This is a genomic window from Mongoliibacter ruber (genome assembly GCF_003003005.1).
Taxonomy (GTDB): Bacteria; Bacteroidota; Bacteroidia; order Cytophagales; family Cyclobacteriaceae; genus Mongoliibacter; species Mongoliibacter ruber.
Genome location: NZ_PVTR01000005.1, coordinates 53527 through 71773, shown reverse-complemented (window position 1 = coordinate 71773; position 18247 = coordinate 53527). Strand labels below are relative to the sequence as shown.

Annotated in this window: 18 protein-coding genes; 12 read left to right on the top strand and 6 right to left on the bottom strand. The window is 37.7% G+C overall.

Annotated features, from left to right (window positions below):
• Positions 1 to 91: 91 nt before the first annotated feature.
• The 3 genes from CLW00_RS21245 (at position 92) to CLW00_RS09425 (ending at position 2456) form a co-directional block, all read left to right on the top strand.
• Complete coding sequence (locus CLW00_RS21245; protein ID WP_146131395.1) at positions 92 to 253, top strand: class IIb bacteriocin, lactobin A/cerein 7B family; 162 nt, start codon at positions 92 to 94, stop codon at positions 251 to 253.
• An 803-nt stretch (positions 254 to 1056) separates the two neighbouring features.
• Entirely contained in the window at positions 1057 to 1776 is a 720-nt protein-coding gene (locus CLW00_RS09430) for a CPBP family intramembrane glutamic endopeptidase (protein ID WP_106133438.1), read from the top strand.
• Between the two features lie 248 nt (positions 1777 to 2024).
• A complete protein-coding gene (locus tag CLW00_RS09425; RefSeq protein WP_146131394.1) occupies positions 2025 to 2456 on the top strand; it encodes a hypothetical protein in 432 nt (143 codons plus the stop codon).
• 68 nt (positions 2457 to 2524) lie between these two features.
• Here CLW00_RS09425 and CLW00_RS09420 read toward each other — a convergent pair whose 3' ends face one another.
• The 4 genes from CLW00_RS09420 to hutI form a co-directional block, all read right to left on the bottom strand.
• On the bottom strand, positions 2525 to 2827 hold the full coding sequence (locus CLW00_RS09420; protein ID WP_106133436.1) for a type II toxin-antitoxin system RelE/ParE family toxin: 303 nt from the start codon (positions 2825 to 2827) through the stop codon (positions 2525 to 2527).
• Positions 2815 to 2997 carry a hypothetical protein gene (locus CLW00_RS09415; protein WP_106133435.1) on the bottom strand — a complete coding sequence of 61 codons (183 nt, stop codon included), beginning with the start codon at positions 2995 to 2997 and terminating at the stop codon, positions 2815 to 2817. The genes CLW00_RS09420 and CLW00_RS09415 overlap by 13 nt, the downstream gene beginning before the upstream one ends.
• A 29-nt stretch (positions 2998 to 3026) precedes the next feature.
• Positions 3027 to 5024, bottom strand: coding sequence for a urocanate hydratase (locus tag CLW00_RS09410; RefSeq protein ID WP_106133434.1), 1998 nt, complete (start codon positions 5022 to 5024; stop codon positions 3027 to 3029).
• A 347-nt stretch (positions 5025 to 5371) separates the two neighbouring features.
• Positions 5372 to 6619, bottom strand: coding sequence for an imidazolonepropionase (hutI, locus tag CLW00_RS09405; RefSeq protein ID WP_106133433.1), 1248 nt, complete (start codon positions 6617 to 6619; stop codon positions 5372 to 5374).
• Between the two features lie 544 nt (positions 6620 to 7163).
• Here hutI and CLW00_RS09400 point away from each other — a divergent pair.
• The 6 genes from CLW00_RS09400 (at position 7164) to CLW00_RS09375 (ending at position 12455) form a co-directional block, all read left to right on the top strand.
• Entirely contained in the window at positions 7164 to 7355 is a 192-nt protein-coding gene (locus CLW00_RS09400; protein WP_106133432.1) for a type II toxin-antitoxin system VapB family antitoxin, read from the top strand.
• 1 nt (position 7356) lies between these two features.
• The gene (gene vapC, locus CLW00_RS09395; RefSeq protein WP_106133431.1) at positions 7357 to 7761 is read left to right on the top strand and encodes a type II toxin-antitoxin system VapC family toxin; all 405 of its coding nucleotides are present in this window, start codon (positions 7357 to 7359) and stop codon (positions 7759 to 7761) included.
• Between the two features lie 195 nt (positions 7762 to 7956).
• A complete protein-coding gene (locus tag CLW00_RS09390; protein ID WP_106133430.1) occupies positions 7957 to 8676 on the top strand; it encodes a hypothetical protein in 720 nt (239 codons plus the stop codon).
• A 119-nt stretch (positions 8677 to 8795) separates the two neighbouring features.
• Positions 8796 to 9539, top strand: coding sequence for a hypothetical protein (locus CLW00_RS09385; RefSeq protein WP_106133429.1), 744 nt, complete (start codon positions 8796 to 8798; stop codon positions 9537 to 9539).
• Positions 9540 to 9624: 85 nt separating this feature from the next.
• Positions 9625 to 10344 (top strand): hypothetical protein, encoded by a 720-nt coding sequence (locus CLW00_RS09380; RefSeq protein ID WP_146131393.1) that lies wholly within the window; start codon positions 9625 to 9627, stop codon positions 10342 to 10344.
• A 944-nt stretch (positions 10345 to 11288) separates the two neighbouring features.
• A complete protein-coding gene (locus tag CLW00_RS09375) occupies positions 11289 to 12455 on the top strand; it encodes a 6-bladed beta-propeller (protein ID WP_106133427.1) in 1167 nt (388 codons plus the stop codon).
• Positions 12456 to 12583: 128 nt separating this feature from the next.
• Here the strand turns inward: CLW00_RS09375 and hutH are convergent, their stop codons facing one another.
• A complete protein-coding gene (gene hutH / locus CLW00_RS09370; RefSeq protein WP_106133426.1) occupies positions 12584 to 14155 on the bottom strand; it encodes a histidine ammonia-lyase in 1572 nt (523 codons plus the stop codon).
• A gap of 402 nt (positions 14156 to 14557) precedes the next feature.
• Here hutH and CLW00_RS09365 point away from each other — a divergent pair, with 402 nt between their 5' ends.
• The 3 genes from CLW00_RS09365 (at position 14558) to CLW00_RS21635 (ending at position 16740) form a co-directional block, all read left to right on the top strand.
• Entirely contained in the window at positions 14558 to 14950 is a 393-nt protein-coding gene (locus CLW00_RS09365; RefSeq protein ID WP_106133425.1) for a GxxExxY protein, read from the top strand.
• Between the two features lie 550 nt (positions 14951 to 15500).
• Positions 15501 to 16376, top strand: a complete 876-nt coding sequence (locus CLW00_RS09360; RefSeq protein WP_106133424.1) for a LysR family transcriptional regulator — start codon at positions 15501 to 15503, stop codon at positions 16374 to 16376.
• A gap of 190 nt (positions 16377 to 16566) precedes the next feature.
• Positions 16567 to 16740 (top strand): hypothetical protein, encoded by a 174-nt coding sequence (locus CLW00_RS21635; RefSeq protein ID WP_245917213.1) that lies wholly within the window; start codon positions 16567 to 16569, stop codon positions 16738 to 16740.
• Positions 16741 to 16855: 115 nt separating this feature from the next.
• On the opposite strand, the gene CLW00_RS09350 is transcribed toward CLW00_RS21635, so the two are convergent.
• The gene (locus CLW00_RS09350) at positions 16856 to 17650 is read right to left on the bottom strand and encodes a hypothetical protein (RefSeq protein WP_146131391.1); all 795 of its coding nucleotides are present in this window, start codon (positions 17648 to 17650) and stop codon (positions 16856 to 16858) included.
• Between the last annotated feature and the right edge of the window lie 597 nt (positions 17651 to 18247).

The following is an 18247-nucleotide window of genomic DNA, read 5'->3' as shown; positions in this document are numbered from 1 at the left end:
TTTGGACCTATGCTAGCTAAGAATCCTTCAAGCTGAGATTGGGAAAACCCAGTGCCTGGTAAAGGTTGGGAGAAAAATGAAAATTATTTAAATTATAGAAAAGTTTAAAGAATTGAGTTTTGAGGAGATGCAGGAAGTTGAGGGGGGATGGCTAAAAGAAGCCATTACGGCTGGATTTGCTTATTGTGTGTATCTATATGATAAAAGAGATCGGTTTATAGAAGGAATTAAAAAAGGATGGGAGGCAATATGAAAGAATTGACTGGTTCAGATTTAATTTCAATTAATTGAGGAGCAGACGGAGATTTTGCAGAGCTTCATGGCGTTATTGTGGGGGCGGGTTTAAAAGTTGCTTTAGAAGGTGTTTTTGTTTATGCCTGGTATAAAAGGTTAAAAAAGAACGGATGGATTTAAATCTTTTAAGGAAGGAGCGCATAAAGCTCTCCTTTTAAGCTGTAATTTATATGAAAAAATCACTCTGGATAACATTGTTATTAGTTGGACTTTTATTGTGTGCAACTATTTATTCTATAATATATTGGGATAATTTTGTGAAAGGATTTAATACAGGTTGGAGTTTGTTTTGATTCTTAATAAAGAAAAATTGTAAGAATGGAATAAATGATTATGATAACTCATTTAGGGCATCTTTGTGATTTCTTAAGGTTCTGAATTTTAGTTAAATCCATCAATTATGGTCTTACTGCCTAATTTTAAAACATCAGAATTATTGATGATTATTATAAAATGGGGAGCCATTTGGTTTTTTATATCTTTTTTAAAAGTATTGATAGGTACAATAATCGCTGTTTTTGAGGTAAAGATTAGAGAGAAAAAGCAATATTTTTTTTAAAGTTTTTATCCTCATGTCCTTTTAGGGGTAATTTTGTTGTATCTGTATTTTAGGAAGGAGATTCTGGAGCCCATATTTCTTTATGCATTATGGAATTTGGCGCCATTTTTTAAGGTATGGATGGATATGAGTTTTTAGTCTTTATGTATTTTAAGGGTCTATTTATGTGGTTGCTATTTTAAGATTTTAAGACCTAAAGAAATATGATCGAATTGATTTTTGGCCTTAGTATTTTTCTTTACATGACTTTAAGTGTCTATGGAGTCGCGATACTTGTTACCAATAGGGAAAACCTAAGGGGTTTTGTTGGCTTGCTTATCGACAATAATCACCTAAAGATCATGGCTATTTTCCCGATACTTATCTTTGTTCTTTTTGCAGGATTGACCTGGTTTAATGTCAAATGGAATCTGATTTCAATTAAAAAGGCTTTTAATCTCCATGCTTTGCTGAAAACCGTCCCATCTGAATTGTCAGCAGTAATTTTTGAGGAGCTTATTTTCAGGGTTTTTATTTTTTCCAGTTTAATCTATTTTAGCAAGAAAAAAGTAACTGCTTTAGTGCTTACTTCATTGCTATTCTCCTTGGCCCATTTTCCTGAAAATTTTTTAGAAGTGCTCAGCTACTTTCTTGGAGGGATCATGTATGGGTATGCTTTTTTGAAATTCCAGACTGTTTTTGTACCAATTGCCATCCATTTTTTCTGGAATTTTATCCAAGGGCCTGTGTTAGGATTTCCAGTTTCTGGAATGGAACAAGTAGGTCTCTTTCAGCTTCAGATTGTTCCTGATATATTTTTCAACGGAGGTGACCAAGGTCCAGAAGGAAGTGTTTTGGGGATTATGATGAGGATTATAATTATATTGATGATTGTATTTTTAAAATCAGATCCACCCAATCCGCAATTTTTAAAATTCAAATAGGATAAGTCGAGAATGAAATTGTGAACTAAGCTTTAATGCTTTTGATGAACAACTAAAATTAATTTGTGATTAAATTTGGAAGTAAGTTTAAAAAATTCTCTATGACCGACAAAATCGTTTTTTTGGTTCTCTTAAACCTCTGTATTCAACTTTTTCCCTTGAGTGCTCAATATATTGCACGAACGAATGAAGGGGATACTTTAACCATTTATATACACAAAATTAAATCCGAAAAGCTAGTTTATAGGATGGATAATAACCAAAAAGGACCCAAGTTAAGGAAGCCGCTAACCGAAATTTCCAGCATTTCTAAACAAGATGAAGAAACTATCTTCTTTTTAGAAGGAGAGAGGATCCCTGTAGAGGCCAGCGAAATGTTTTTAAATGGATGGAATGACGCAAGCACTTTTTATCCTGGCAATAGGACAGCTGAAAACCTAGTTTTGGCGGGCTCAACCATTCAGCCTTTAGCAGGACTTTTGGCTGCGATTTTTATTTCACAGGAACCACCTAAGGAACACAATCTCAATTATCCAGACGAAGCAATGATGGAGGAAGAAAACTACAGATTAGGGTATGAGGATCAGGCTTTCAAGATCAAAGACAGAAGGGTAATGAATAAATGGTGGATAGGGTTTGGTGTCAATATGGTGTTGACTACTGTTGTACTGTTGATGTAGGAGAATTGTCAGTTTTTTTCATTTTCTTTTAAATTCAGTAATTTAAAGAATTTAAAAGTTCAAATTAATCAGGGATCAAGTTTTCTTTTACCTAAATCTCTTGCTGAATGATGAACTGTTAAAATATCAATTCTTTTATCATTGATTATTTTGTAAACGATAATGTAACTTCCTTCGGTTAATTGCCTGATGGTGTCATCATTAAAAAAATCAATTTTTTGACCAGACAATGGATTGGTTTTCAAAATGATTGTTCGTTTTTTTAATCCTTTGACCAGTATTTTAGCATATTTAATCGAGTCTTTGCTGATATAATCTGCTATTTCTTTCAAATCAGTCATTGACTGATTGGTCCAATTTAGGTGAACCATTTTTCTATTTCTTTGTCGAGATCCTCCTCTGAAATAATCCTATCTTCTCTAGAATCTTCCAAACCTTTTTCAATTCTTTGAATCAGGATTAATTGTTCTACCAGTTCATCTAATGTAAACTCTTCAGGAAGTTTTTCCAGTTGTGTTCTTACCTGCGCTTTATTCAACATGACTTAATTATTTTATACAATATAGGTAATTATAAAAATTCCAACAAATCCTCATCCACCATCTCCGCCACCGTCACTTTCAACCCTGGAGTCCTTTCCATCTCTCTCTTAACCGCAAACAAAGCTTCATCATTTCTGGCCCAAGCCCTTCTTGAAATCCCATTGTTGACATCGTAGAAAAGCATGGATTGTAGCCTCCGGTCAGCTTCTGCGGTGCCATCGAGTAGCATTCCGAAACCTCCGTTGATCACTTCGCCCCAGCCTACACCGCCGCCGTTGTGGATGGAGACCCAGGTAGCTCCACGGAAACTGTCGCCAATCACATTGTGAATGGCCATGTCAGCTGTAAATTGACTTCCATCGTAGATATTACTGGTTTCTCGGTAAGGAGAATCAGTGCCACTTACATCATGGTGGTCTCTACCCAATACCACAGGAGCGGATAGTTCACCCGATTCTACAGCTTTGTTAAAGGCCTGTGCGATTTTTATCCTGCCTTCTGCGTCAGCGTATAGGATTCTCGCTTGCGAACCCACCACCATTTTATTTTTACCTGCTTCTTCGATCCATTTGATGTTATCCTGCATCTGTTGTTGGATTTCGGTAGGGGAGGAGGACATGATTTCTTTGAGGACTTTTGCTGCAATCTGGTCGGTTTTCTCTAGGTCTTCCCGCTTGCACGAAGTGCAAACCCACCTGAACGGCCCAAAACCATAATCAAAACACATGGGGCCCAAAATATCCTGCACATAGGAAGGGTATCTAAAATCAATCCCGTTTTCCGCCATCACTTCGGCTCCAGCTCGGGAAGCTTCCAGCAAGAAGGCATTGCCGTAGTCGAAAAAGTAGGTTCCTTTTGCTGCATGCTTATTGATAGCATTAGCATGTCTGCGAAGAGATTCCTGTACCTTGGTTTTGAATTCCTCAGGGTCATTCGCCATCATGTCATTGGCTTCTTCGAAACGCAGACCTACAGGATAGTATCCACCTGCCCATGGGTTGTGTAAAGAAGTCTGATCGGAACCGAGTTCTATCATAATGTCCTCTTCATCAAATTTCTCCCATACATCCACCACGTTGCCCAAATATGCAATGGAAAACACTTCCAGATTTTCTTGGGCGCTTCTCACCCGCTCAACTAATCTGTCCAGATCTTCGATCAATTCATCTACCCAACCTTGTTCATGTCTTTTGTGGGCTGCCTTTGGGTTGACCTCGGCACAGACGGTGATACAACCTGCAATGTTTCCTGCCTTCGGTTGAGCACCGGACATGCCACCCAAACCTGCGGTAAGGAATACTTTGCCCTTTGGATTGACAGCTGCACCGAGTTTTTTTCTAAAAGCATTCATCACCGTAATGGTAGTGCCATGTACAATCCCTTGCGGGCCAATATACATATAGGAACCTGCGGTCATCTGCCCATATTGTGTCACTCCAAGAGCATTGTATTTCTCCCAATCATCAGGCTTTGAATAGTTGGGGATCATCATTCCATTGGTAACCACAACCCTCGGGGCTTCTTTGGAAGAAGGGAAAAGTCCCATGGGATGGCCGGAATACATGTGTAGGGTTTGTTCCTCCGTCATTTCGGCCAGGTACTGCATGGTGAGCAGGTACTGCGCCCAGTTTTGAAATACGGCACCGTTTCCGCCATAAGTAATCAGCTCCAGCGGATGTTGTGCCACTGCTGGATCGAGGTTGTTTTGGATCATCAGCATGATGGCCGCTGCCTGTTGGCTTTTGGCGGGGTATTCAGAAATCGGCCTGGCGTACATTGCATACTCCGGCATAAACCGGTACATATAGATCCTCCCATATTCCTGCAATTCTTCATAAAATTCCTTTGCCAATTCCGCATGCCAAGCCTTCGGGAAATAACGAAGCGCATTCCTCACCGCTAGTTTCTTCTCCTCCATACTCAAAATGTCTTTTCGCTTAGGGGCATGGGAAACTTTGGTATCGTATGGCTTTTTGGCTGGGAGTTGGGAGGGGATGCCTTGGAGGATTTGGTCTTGGAAGGTCATGATTTTTTTATTTATTGGGCTTTTGGAATTTAAGGGATATATGGTTGAAATATGCTTCGCGAAATAAATTGAAATATGATTCCTCCATCGATCATGGTTCAAATTGAAAAGGGCTTCACCTTGTCATTTCGAACGTAGAGAGAAATCTTTTTCCCTTTTGGGGGTTTAAAAACTCTCTCCCGAACAGATGTCGGGATCGAGGTGACAAGGAGAGCTATTTCCACTATATTTCGCCGAATGCATAACTTGGCCGTGACGGATTTCTACTTTATTTCAACATATTTCTATATATTTCGCAAACCTGTCTGCCGTGGCAGAGCATATTTCCATTTATTTCAATCATATTTCTACCTTATTTCCACCCCTCTTTTAAACACCTTAAAAGGTTTAAGTCTCCCCTGCTGATAAGTAATCTCCCGATAATCATTAGTAGGGAAAAGGATGATATCGGCTAACATGCCCGAGTGGAGTTGACCTCGATCGGTAAGGTTAAGGGCTGCGGCAGCTCTGGAAGTGATTCCAGCCAAGACTTCTGCATTGCTGAGTTTCTCGTAAGTTCCCAAAACAGCAGCTTGCATAAGCAAATCACCCATGGGGGCCGAGCCTGGATTCCAATCGGAGGCGATAGCGAGGGAAGCACCAGCATCGAGTAGTTTTCGGGCCGGGGTATAAGCTACTCCCAAACCCATGGATGCGCCGGGTAATGCCACAGCAATGGTGTTTGAGTTGGCAAGTATTTGAATTTCATTTCCTGTACTTGCTTCCAAATGATCTGCAGAAATAGCACCAAAATCAATAGCTACTCTGGACCCCCCTGTACGGAATTGATCTGCATGTACAGTAATGTCAAAACCCATTTCTTTTGCTTTTTGGAAATAAGATTGGATATCCTCGGATGTAAATGCTGTTTCCTCGATAAAAGCGTCTATTCGATTGGCTAAACCCTCTTCTTTAAGAATGGGGAATACTTCCTCTGATATGGCTTTCAGGTAATCTCGGTGGGTACCCTCAAAATCCTTGGGTGGAATATGGGCAGCCAAGCAAGTTGGGGTCAGATCGGCTGTTGTGTTTTCATCAGCAAGTTTGATTGCTCTGAGCATTTTGAGTTCTTCTTCTACGGATAATCCATAACCACTTTTGATCTCGATGGTCGTGATACCATCCTTTAGGTGTCTATTGGCACGTTGAACTGTCAGTTGGGCAAGTTTTTCCAGACTTGCTTTTCGGGTTTTGGTAACTGTGTCCCAGATGCCACCACCGGATTTGGCGATTTCAAGGTAGGTTTTTCCTGCATTGCGTAAGGCATAATCCTGGGCACGGCTGCCTCCGAAACAGATATGCGTATGGCAGTCAATCAAACCGGGAAGTGCGACAAAGTCACCCTTTAAGGTCACGATTTCCGCGCCGATGGACTGTGCTTCTGGAAATATGTCCCAATAGCTTCCAATTTGATGGATTTTGTCGTTTTTGATCAGGATACCTGCTTCGGAAATTATTTCCATTTGCTCATCTTTCAAAGCTCCTTTGAGGGGGAGGTTTGACAAGGTGAGGGCTTGGCGGATAGGGCCTATAAAGGTGTGTTTTATGGTTGGCATGGTGTCTAGGATAGACCTTTGGGGTTTAAAAACCCCAAGGGTCTTTACTTTTAAGTTAATTAGTTGGTGAAACTTTGAAAATTAGAGATTAAGATACTCATAATTTTTTCAGGGCTTTTAATTTTGGAAAAACCTTCAAGGTCCAAAAAAGACCTCAAAGGTTAGCTGCACCTGACCTTTGGGGTTTCCAAAAACCCCGAAGGTCTTAATTAAGTGGAAAACTTACTATGCAATTAAATACTCTGGAATAACCTTCGATACCGTACGTACGGTATCAAAGGTTAAGACCTTATAGTTTCTAGGAATTTGCAATTCAGAGGACAGTATAAATGGATTCAAAATCCCTGTTGTTTTCAGTTTAACTTTTCCAAAGTTTAAAATTTAGGAAAAGTTTACTTCATCAAAGTTAACTTTTAGAACTGATAATTATAAATACCAATTTATTCAATAATTGATAACCTGTAGTAATATTTAAAAATCTGTGATAGCATGTAAAAGATTATGTGTATAGAATTTTTTATTTTTGTGTATAAACGATATTGCTATGAGAACAAATATTGAAATTGACCAGAAACTTATTGATGAAATTCTTGAAAAAACGAATATTAAAACAAAACGTGAGGCGGTTGATTTGGCGCTGAAAGAGTTTCTAAGATTAATTAAATTGCGAGAACTTTCTGAAATGGCAGGTAAGATTGATTGGTCTGGAGATTTAGATGCCATGAGGACTGATTGAAATGGTTGAGGTGCTGATAGATACGAGTGTGTGGATTGCTTTTTTTACTGGAAAAGACCGAAAACTTACTTCTACCGTGCAGGAATTGTTGAATAAAGATCAAGTTTTGATCTGTCCACCTATTTACCAAGAAATTTTGCAGGGATTGAAGTATCCTAATGATTTTTTAATAATGAAAGACAAGTTGAGTGCATTGAAGCAGATCCATTCTGATCCATTTGAAGCTGCCGAAGGTGCTGCGCAGGTATATTCTGTCTTAAGAACCAAGGGATATACCGTTCGGAAAAGCTATGATTGTTTGATTGCATGGTATGCTATTTCTCGAAAGGTTCCTCTTTTTCATCTGGACCGAGATTTTATGCCGATTTCTGAATATTTTGATTTGGAATTTTACGCTATCCGATAATTGGGGTGGGTTTTGAGATTGATCTTTTTTATGGGGGGGTGCGCAATTGAGGACATGATGTTGTATGCATCTTTATCGGTATCTTATGCTGGTAAGAACAATTTAATATCAGGCCTTTATTTAGCGAAATTAATAAGTTGTATATATAGAACATGTTCCGGTTGAAATATTACCGGAACATTCCTAATTAAAGCCATGAAACACATTTTTATAATTCTTAATTTCATTTGCTTTTCTTCTTTAAGTCAAAATTTAGAAGGAGTTTATTCTGGAAGTTTGGTAGGAGATCAGGATTTAATTCTGATTGAGAAAGATCAGGGTAATTATTTAGTAACGTTACAGACAGGAAAAAACACTTCTTTATTAATGTTAGGTTTGCAAAAAGTAGATGGGCTAACTTTTGCAGTCCCTCTCCAAGATGGTGATGAACTGGAGGTCTTTACAACAAAGGAAGGTGATGTTTTATTTTTGGAATTCGAATTAGAAAATGAGCGTTTTAACTTAAGTTTTGATTCAGTGAGTAAATCTCATGGAAGTAAGGTTATATCATCTTTAGGGAATCAAAAAGATGAAAGACTAATTGGAACTTGGATAGAGAAACAGGCTTTCTCCTTAGATGGAACCATTGACAAAGAGATGGATAATTCCACAAAGAACTATAAAATCACCTATTCAAGTGATGGGCGAATAATACCGGATTCCAGAATTTTTAGAGATGTGGCTAATAAGCATGGACATAGGTTTGATTTTTCGGACTTACCCACTTTTTTTTGGTCAACAGATAATAATTGTGTTTTAATCACACAAATTCCATCAGTTAACCAAACTTTTCAATCAACTTATAAAATTCAGGGGGATTCTCTAATTGTTGAAGAAGAAAAAATCAGGAAAGTTTTTGTAAAAGAAAAAAAATAAAATCCTCAATTATGGTTTTTATTTTCCTTTGTATATTGATACTATTATTCGGATTTATGTTGTTTTGATCCCTGATTTTTTAATCAGTAAAAAATCAGGGAATCTTTAAATTGTGTAAAATGAAACATCATGTTCTTTTTATCTTTCAATTTTTGATAGTATTTCAAGTCTTAGGTCAATCTTTTGAAGGGCAATATTCAGGTGAATTATTGTCAAAAGAGGACACTATGATCCTTGAAAAAATAAAAAGTGGGTATACTGTAAAATTGATTAATAGCGAGAATAATTTTGTCACATTTGGAGAAATTTCTTCTGGAGAGTTGGTTTTTCATCTTCCTCTCAATGAAGGAGGAGATTTAGAAATAAAAGCGCAGAAGAAAAGTAATAATATAATTGTAACTTTTTTTTTGGAAGAACATAAATACAGCTCAGAATTTTCTCTGCTTCAGATAGTGAATAATGATTCTAATAAAAAGGATTTGGGAAAAAAAACTTCACATCAATTGGATGAGGATCTTATTGGAGACTGGGTTAAAGTAGGAATATTTAATAAAGATGGTTCAATAGATAAAGATGTTGACTATCGGGGGAAAAATTATTCTCAAATCTACACTGATGATGGCAGGGTGATTATGGATATGAGGCAGTTTAGAGATGATTTAATTGAACAAGGTGTGAAGGCTCCATTATTTACTGAATTACCGACTATATATTGGGAAACTATCGATCAGAAATATTTAATCATTAAAGGGAGATCGGGAGGGCGGAGCCATGAATCAAAATCAGCGTATTTGGTGAAAAATGACACATTAACTGTTTTTCAAGACAATGGGTTAATGCAAGTTTTGATCAGGAAGAAATAATAAGCTTTAGCTTCACCTTTTGGTGAGTTGTTGGTGTAGGCAAATCTATCCTGTATTTTGTATTTAAACATTTGATATATATGTCATGAAATACCTACTAATAATTTTCTTTATGATCGGTTTTTCTTCCTCTGGCCAAAGTCTGGAAGGAACTTACCTTGGGAGTTTGGTAGGAGATCAGGATATCATTTTGATAGAAAAAGATAAAAAACACTATTTGGTGACTTTACATACTGGGGAAAGCACTTCATTAATCAGCGTAGGCACTGAAAAATCCGGTGGATTGGTTTTTGAAATCCCGATGAATGATGGGGATGAGCTCGAAGTTTTTGCAAAAAGAAAAGGGGATATGCTTGCTTTGGAGTTCGAATTAGAAAAGGAGAAACATCAAGTGAATTTTTCGCCTCTTATTAAATCCTCTGCTAGCGTTACGCCGTCTTCAAGTAAGGAACAAATTGATGAAAGATTAGTAGGAACCTGGATAGAAAAGCAAACTTTCAATTTAGATGGCTCTTTAAATAAGGACCATGATAATTCAGCTAAAAACTATAAAATAGTCTATACAGAAGATGGTCGGTATATCCATGATACAAGGTTTTTTAGGGATCTTGCCAGAAAAGGTGGTCATGAGTTCAAGTTTTCAGATATTCCATCTTTCACTTACACTACCACTGAAGGTAAAAATTTAATTTTAAAAGTACCTTCGATTAATGCAGCCGAACAATTAACCTATGAAATCAGGAGTGATTCTTTAATTGTCTATTTTAGATTAATTAAGACGGTATTTGTTAAGGAAAAACAGTAATGATTTTTTAGGAGATGAACTTGTAATTCAAGGCTCCTTTTATGGTTGTCATAAAGTTTTGTTTTGACCTTTGGGTGAGCCGTGGCGTACCGAAGGTCTTTAAGGTTTAGATTATAAATTATTTAAATCCTAAAAGACTTAAATTTGAGCTTTTGTCTTTGGGAAACCTTCGAGGTCTTAAAAAGACCTCAAAGGTTAGCGGCACCTGACCTTTGGGGTTTCCAAAAACCCCGAAGGTCTTAATTAACTGGAAAACTTACCATGCATATAAATATACTGGAAAGACCTCAAAGGTTAAGACCCTATAGTTTCTAAGAATTTGCAATTACTTTATCAAAGTTAACTTTTAGAACTGATAATTGTAAATACCAATTCGATCACTTATTGATAACTAAGAGGAATAGTATCAATCGATTTAATGCTGAAAGCTGAAATTGTACTCCAGTAAAAAAAAAAAAAAAAAAAAAAAATTTTTTTTAAATAAAGTTAGAAAATTTTTTTAATGATTTTTTTAAAAGGGGGGGGGGGGGGGGTAAACGAAAGATTCAAAATATTATTCTGAAAATGACTATAAGAATAGTACAATTTATCTTAAGTTTTTGTTTTTCAATGATTAGTGGATTTGGTAAGTTTGAATCAATTATTTAGTTTCAAGTGTCTTTAGATAATTTTAACATTTAAAACCATTTTCAATTATGAAAAAATCAATCCTGCTTTGTTTCGCCTTAGTTGCAACAATTTCTTTTACAAGTCGATTTTCAGAGGCACAAAACATTGCATCGGGATATTACGAGAAGCATGAATCCTGTAACTCTCCTGAGGGTGTGACAGTAATGAAATGTAGGCCTGCTGTAGATGCACAATGCAACGTGAGCGGCCAAGTGCCATGTTCGGCATGGGAAGAAATGCTGAGCTAATCTGTTTACTACAATTTTTAACAAAAAGTGAAAAAAGGTCTTTTACCAGCGATTAGTCTTTTGGCAGTGTTCTTCGGGTGCTTTTCGGAGCCTAAAGAAAACCGATTAGATTCAGTTTATCTGGATTTTGGCAAAAGTACTCCAATCAAGGCCTCAGAGATTTTCTCTGAGGCTTATTATTTGTTGCTAGAAGAAGACATTACTCTTCCCCTAGTTCGACCCTACAAAACTGTGGTTCAGGATTCCATCATATTTGTCGAGGACAAAGAGCTAAACAATTTATTTGTTTTCGACAATTCAGGAAAAATAAGAACTATCCTCAAATCGGCAGGGGTAGGTCCAAATGAGTTTATTCAAATCGATGAGTTTTCGGTAAGTGAGAATAAAATTTACATTCAGGATGATTATTTGAAAAAGACTTTGGTTTTCGACTTTAAAGGGCAATTGATAGAAGAAAAATATCACACTTATTTTGGTTTTAATAAATTTTATTGGTTGGGGTATGAACTGACATATTTTGATGACTATAGTCAACATGGCACGGATTTCCATGTTTTGAAGAACGGAGAGCTATTGATTTCATTCGATATTGGGAGAACCGATAAAGGTCTACCTCCAGTAAGTCATCAATATGGTTTTGTTCCAGACTTTTCGAGAAATCTGGTTTCGTTTGTAGCGCCCTATTCCTACAAGGTGGCTTTTTTTAACTTGGAAGATTTTAGTCAAAAATATGTCAGTTTTGATTTTGGAAAATTCAATTTCCCTAAGGAAGAACACATCAATTTTTTGAAGGATCAATGGAACAATAGGGAAGCATTTGTTCAAAACAAATATGTATCCATGTTAGGGTATTTTGGCCCATTGAAAAAAGATTATATTTTGTCTGTTTCTCACGGGCTTGGGGATCCGCATTGGTTTATTTTGGACAAAAACTTTCACGTCAAAAGGCAGTTTAGAATAAAAGATATGGAGAACGACCTCGATGGTTGGATACTAAATTCAGCGATCGCATGGACAATTGATGATTTTGTGGTGTTGAAAATCAATTCCAATGAATTCTATAACAGTGTGCAAAAAGCTTTGGATTCGGGAAAAACTATTGATGGTAATTTGAAAGAGTTTTGGGATGAGCAAAATGAGGAACTCTTGGATGATCGCCTTGTTTTGATCTTTTTGAAGTTGAAGGGAGAATGAAGCCTAGAATTGGTTTAATTCACCTCGGCGAATATACCTATTTAATTCCAGTCTTCAGACTGGATAGCCCAAGTCCGAAGACCTGCCTGAGCAGACAAGCTTGAACTGAATTCTGAAATCTTGACTAACTAAAGCCTATCAAACTCCCCCGACCATTGCGTCTCCAATTCCAATCCTTCTTTTTCAGCAACTTCTTTAGCTAAGATAAGCAATTCCCCACTTCGGATCATCTCAATAGCAGTCTCCATATCTTCATACATAATCTGATCTTCGGTGACATGTTTGATTTTGGTGCGCACATGTTCGTAGAGCGCGGTCATTATCTTGCCTGACTTCAATGGGGCATGAAAGTCGACGGCCTGTGCTGCACAGAAGAGTTCTACACCTAGTATTTTTTCTACATTTTCTATTACCTGAAGGGCCTTTCTGGCTCCAATACTTCCCATACTCACATGGTCTTCCTGTCCCAAAGAAGTTGGGATGCTGTCTGCGGAAGAAGGGAAGCAAAGTCCTTTGTTCTCACTTGCCAAAGCTGCCGTAGTGTATTGGGGAATCATAAAACCTGAGTTCAGGCCTGTTTCTTTCAACAGCAACTTAGGTACTCCAGGAGTATCCCCCTCCAAAGAAAGGTAAATCCTTCGGTCTGAGATATTCCCTATTTCAGAAGCGGCCAAACAGGCATAATCCAAAGGCATGGCAATGGGTTGCCCATGGAAATTCCCACCGCTGATGGTATGGTTTTCGTCAAAGACGACCGGGTTGTCGGTGACGGAATTGATCTCGATCTCCAAGGTTTGTTTCAGATGTAGCCAGGCATTTCTGGAAGCTCCATGCACCTGTGGCATGCAGCGCAAAGAGTATGGATCCTGAACCCTTGCACATGTCGCGTGGGAATGAACTATTTCGGATTCGTGGAGCAGGTTAAGGATAGTCTGGGCTACATGTTGGTTGCCGGGATAAGGACGCAGTTGGTGGAGTTCGGCGGAAAAAGGCTTGATCGAACCTAAAAGCCCTTCCAGCATCATGGCACCGGTGATATCGGCATGGGCGAGGATATTGTAAAACCTATCAAGGACTTTAACCCCGAATGCTGACATAAACTGAGTTCCATTGATCAATGCCAATCCTTCTTTGGGACCTAAGTGAATAGCTTCCAACTGATGTTGCTGCAATACTTCAGATGTAGAAAGGGTTTTACCTTGATATTGTACTTTTCCTAAACCGATCAATGGTATAAATAAATGGGAGAGAGGGGCCAAATCACCTGAGGCACCTACTGAACCTTGTTTGGGTACCACCGGAATTACATCATGCTCAATATGCCACACGATCCTATCCAAGGTCTGTTCCTGAATTCCCGAATAACCCTTGGCCAATGCATGCAACTTGAGAATCAACATCAGTTTTGCGATTTCTGTAGGAATGGGTTCTCCCAATCCGACTGCATGGCTTTTGAGGATATTTTCCTGAAGCTTTCGGGTTTGATCTGGCGAGATCATCGTGGTACAAAGCGGACCAAAGCCAGTATTGATACCATAAACAGGTTTGCCATTGGCCACAATCTGTTCGACTGCTGCAGCGCTGGCCCGTATTTTTTCCCTGGTTTCAGGAGTGAGAATGCCCTTTCTTTCACCCCTAGCAATCCCAAGGGCAATGGAAGCGGTAAGGTGTTGTTGGCCGTATTGGAAGGTTTTCATCATATTTTTGTTTTTGCCACAAAGGCGCGAAGGCACTAAGAAAATTTTTTTTGGTTCGCCACAGAGATGCAAAGGCACTAAGTTTAATTTTTACAGCCACAAAGGCACTAAGTTTTCTTTAGAATTGGCATCTGTGTTTAGTAGATTAATAGTTATTGCTTTATTTTTTTCAATAATGAAATATTGCAACAATTTTGTTTTAACATTTTCTTTGCGCCTTCGTGTCTTAGTGGCATTACAATTCATTCCAAAAATAGTCAGTTCTATTCATAATTATAAATACCAATTTTATCATTTATCAATAACCCTGGGTTATTAAAAATTAAACGGTTAAATTCAACTGCTGACTTGAGTTTATTAAGGGGACAATGTATATTTTATCTTTTAAATCTAAACTTTTAAAAGATGGAATATGATGATCTAAGTTTTGAAGAAGAGGGAATTGGGAAAGTAATTGTGAATGCATCTTTCAAAATTCATAGGAGCATTGGGCCTGGGCTTTTGGAAAAGGTCTACGAAGTTTGTCTGGCACATGAACTTAGAAAAGCAGGTTTGGATGTGAAAAGGCAAGTTACAATTCCTATTCAATATGATGAGATTTGCTTTGATGAAGGCTTGAGATTAGATTTATTGGTGGAAGATAAAGTTATCATTGAGATCAAATCAGTAGAACAAGTAAACCCTGTTTGGGAAGCGCAAATAATCAGTCATTTAAAACTGACAGGTTTGAGTTTAGGCTATTTGATTAACTTCAATGTACCTTTAATCAAGAATGGTATTAGGCGATTCCGAAATTGAATTAAAGACTTAAAAATATTGCCACAAAGGCTCAAAGACACAAAGGAAATTCAAAAAGGGTATAGCCACAAAGACGCAAAGACACAAAGGAAATTCAAAAAGGGTATAGCCACAAAGGCCCAAAGGCACAAAGGAAATTCAAAAAGAGTATAGCCACAAAGGCACAAAGACACAAAGGAAATTCAAAAAGGGTATAGCCACTAAGGCTCAAAGACACAAAGGAAATTCAAAAAGGGTATAGCCACAAAGGCCCAAAGGCACAAAGGAAATTCAAAAAGAGTATAGCCACAAAGGCACAAAGACACAAAGGAAATTCAAAAAGGGTATAGCCACAAAGACGCAAAGGCACAAAAGGAAATTCATAAAATGTATATCCAGAAAATGCAAAGAACAAGTGTAGAGATGTAATAGTAGTTATACCTAGGCTTCAAACTCCCTTATTTAAAATAGCTTTGTGTCTTTGTGGCAATCAAAAAATCTTTGCGCCTTAGTGCCTTTGTGGCAAAATCAAATAATCTTCGTGCCTTTGTGGCATTAAATCCTTTGATCCTTGAATATAGAATTAAGACACCTAGAATACTTCCGTGCCGTAGCTGAAGAACTGAATTTCGGCAGGGCAGCGGAGCGCTTGTTTATCTCCCAACCGGGTCTCAGCCGTCAGATCAAACAAATGGAGGAAATTTTGGAGGTACAGCTTTTTGAACGGACCAAGAGAAGGGTTGAGCTGACTGCAGCAGGCCATTACCTGAAATCTGAAGTAGACTACATTTTCAATCACCTCGAACTTACCAAATCCCAACTCAAGGAGATTGCAATAGGCAACATAGGAGAGTTAAGGATAGGCTTCCTAGGTTCTGCTGCCCATACAGTCCTGCCCGAACTGCTGGTGAAAATATCCCAACAATTCCCGGGTATCCAGACTACCATGGAAGAACTCAGCAATACTTTGCAGGTAGAAATGCTGGAAAAGGACAAATTGGATTTGGGTTTTGTGCGATTGGCACGGGTTCCTGAGGTTCTTCAGATGAAAATGCTGCATCAGGATACTTTTTCGGTGGTATTGCCATTGGACCACCATTTGGCTGAACATGGTTTTAAAAATGTTGGTCAATTGAAAAAAGAAAACTTTGTTCTCTTTTCCCATGATTACTCTTCTATTTACTACGACAAAATCATGTCCATCTGTGAGGATAAGGGATTCTCTCCTAAAATCACCCATAAGTCTGTCCATGCCCTGACCATTTTCAAATTGGTGGAGGCTGGATTGGGAGTCGCCATTGTGCCAACATCCCTAAAACAGGGTTATGACCTTAAAGTTAGATTTATCGAACTGAAAAATATCCCACAGAAGACAGAGCTTTATGCGGTATGGAAGAAGGGGAATAGGAATCCTGCGGTTTCTAAGGTTTTGGGGTTGTTGAAATGAAATATACTTCGTGAAATAAATTGAAAATGAAAGGAGTTGTTTTTGATACCTCAAACTGAATTGAATATTTGAGAGGGAACTCAGAGTACTTTTCAATTTGTCAAGAAATCTTGGAAAACGGTAGAGTTTGGAGCTTAGAGCTGATTTTTGCAGAGTTGATTCAGGGGGCAAAGGCAAAAAGGAAATTAACATGATCATGGATTTCGTGGCGAATGTTCCATTGATCGATGAGCCACTGCTGATTATTGAGGCAGGGATGCTTTCCAATGACCTTAATTTGATCAATGAGGGGGTTGGCTTGATAGATGCAGTGATCATTCATGCTGTTCAGAAACATGAGCTTCAACTCTGGACTCTGGATTAAAAGATTAGAAGAGTAATTGGGTATGATTTTCTGTTTAGGGTTTGAATGTTTTAGTTTATAGACTCACATATTTGTGTTCCATTCGCCGCGGCGAATGGAACCAATCGGTAAATTATCAATACCCATCAAAATACCTATTAGCTTCAGGTACTCTCTTTTTGGGTATTCTGTACCTGATCGATAGTATATGAACTAAAGCGGTTCCATTTTGAACATAATCAAAAGAGTAGACATCTTGGGGATTTTCTACTAAGTAATATGATCCCTCATTGAAGATTTTGTCTCTTGTGCCCAATATACCAGAGAACCTATATGCGAGAGAAAAGGAATTTGAAAGTAGATATTTCAATTCCAATCCAGCCTCTATTCCTACAGATGTTCTTTCAATTACACGACCTGTTGATACAAACCTTAATTCCGGTGCGCCATCAGGTGAGACAGGTGTGCCAGGACCTGAAGTGACACCAAAAAAATCAGAAGGGTGAACTTGATGATAGAGGTTTAAGCCTGAAAATACATTGAAGCTAAACTTGCTAAATCCTAAGCCAGTCCCATATATTACTCTAGCTGGGATTTGAAGGGTAGATAGAAATGGGGATCCAAAACTCCCGTGTCTGACAATTGGTCGGTATCCAGGTTCGTTGTAATAAACGTTTGCATCCCTGTAAAAGCCAATTCTATACAAGCCCAATTCAAATCCCCATTTTTCGTTGGCTTGATAGGTAGCAGAGATTCCATAAGGGTTGTTTGGCAATAGGTTTCGAATGACATAGCCCTTTGGGTCGTTAAAGCTTGGTTTTTCAATCCTTACTCCTGCGTCGATACCGATAGAAAAATTACTTTGAGCATGGATTCGATCCATATTCAAAACTGTAATCATACAAGTCAAAAGAAATAATGTCAGTTTCATATTTTTTTTCTTTCTTTTTTCCCATTCTATACCTGAGGCTGAATGTGTGATGTAGGGCACTTCAATCTGTTACCACTTACATAAAACCATGGGTCTATTTTAAAGGGGATATAAATTTGACTGTTATTAATTCCTCTAAAGCGTAAGGAAGCGGATAGAAAGCACTAGGCCATAAAGAAATTGAAATCTCATCAGTTTTAAATCTCCATTAAATGCGCGATGTTCTTCCTTGTGATTCCGTTTGAAAACCTACTGTTGCATGGGTTCTGTAGTTTGTAGACCAAACTTTTGCTTTCACTCTCCTCCTAGTTTCCCATCTTAAAAAGGATTAGTTAAAAATTTTATATACTTGTAAAAATAAGACATAATACTTTTTTTAAAAAAAATATATTTATAAAAATTTTAATTATTTACTGTAGTAAAAATATTTATTTCGACTTAAATTAAATATTTAGAATTTAAATTATCGAATTTAAAGAAAATTTAATTTATACATTATTGTGAATTATGGACAATTAAAGTGTGTTTTTGTTGGTTTATGTACAAGTAAAAATACATTTAAATGCATCTTGTATTTGCTTTCATTTGTTACTCCAG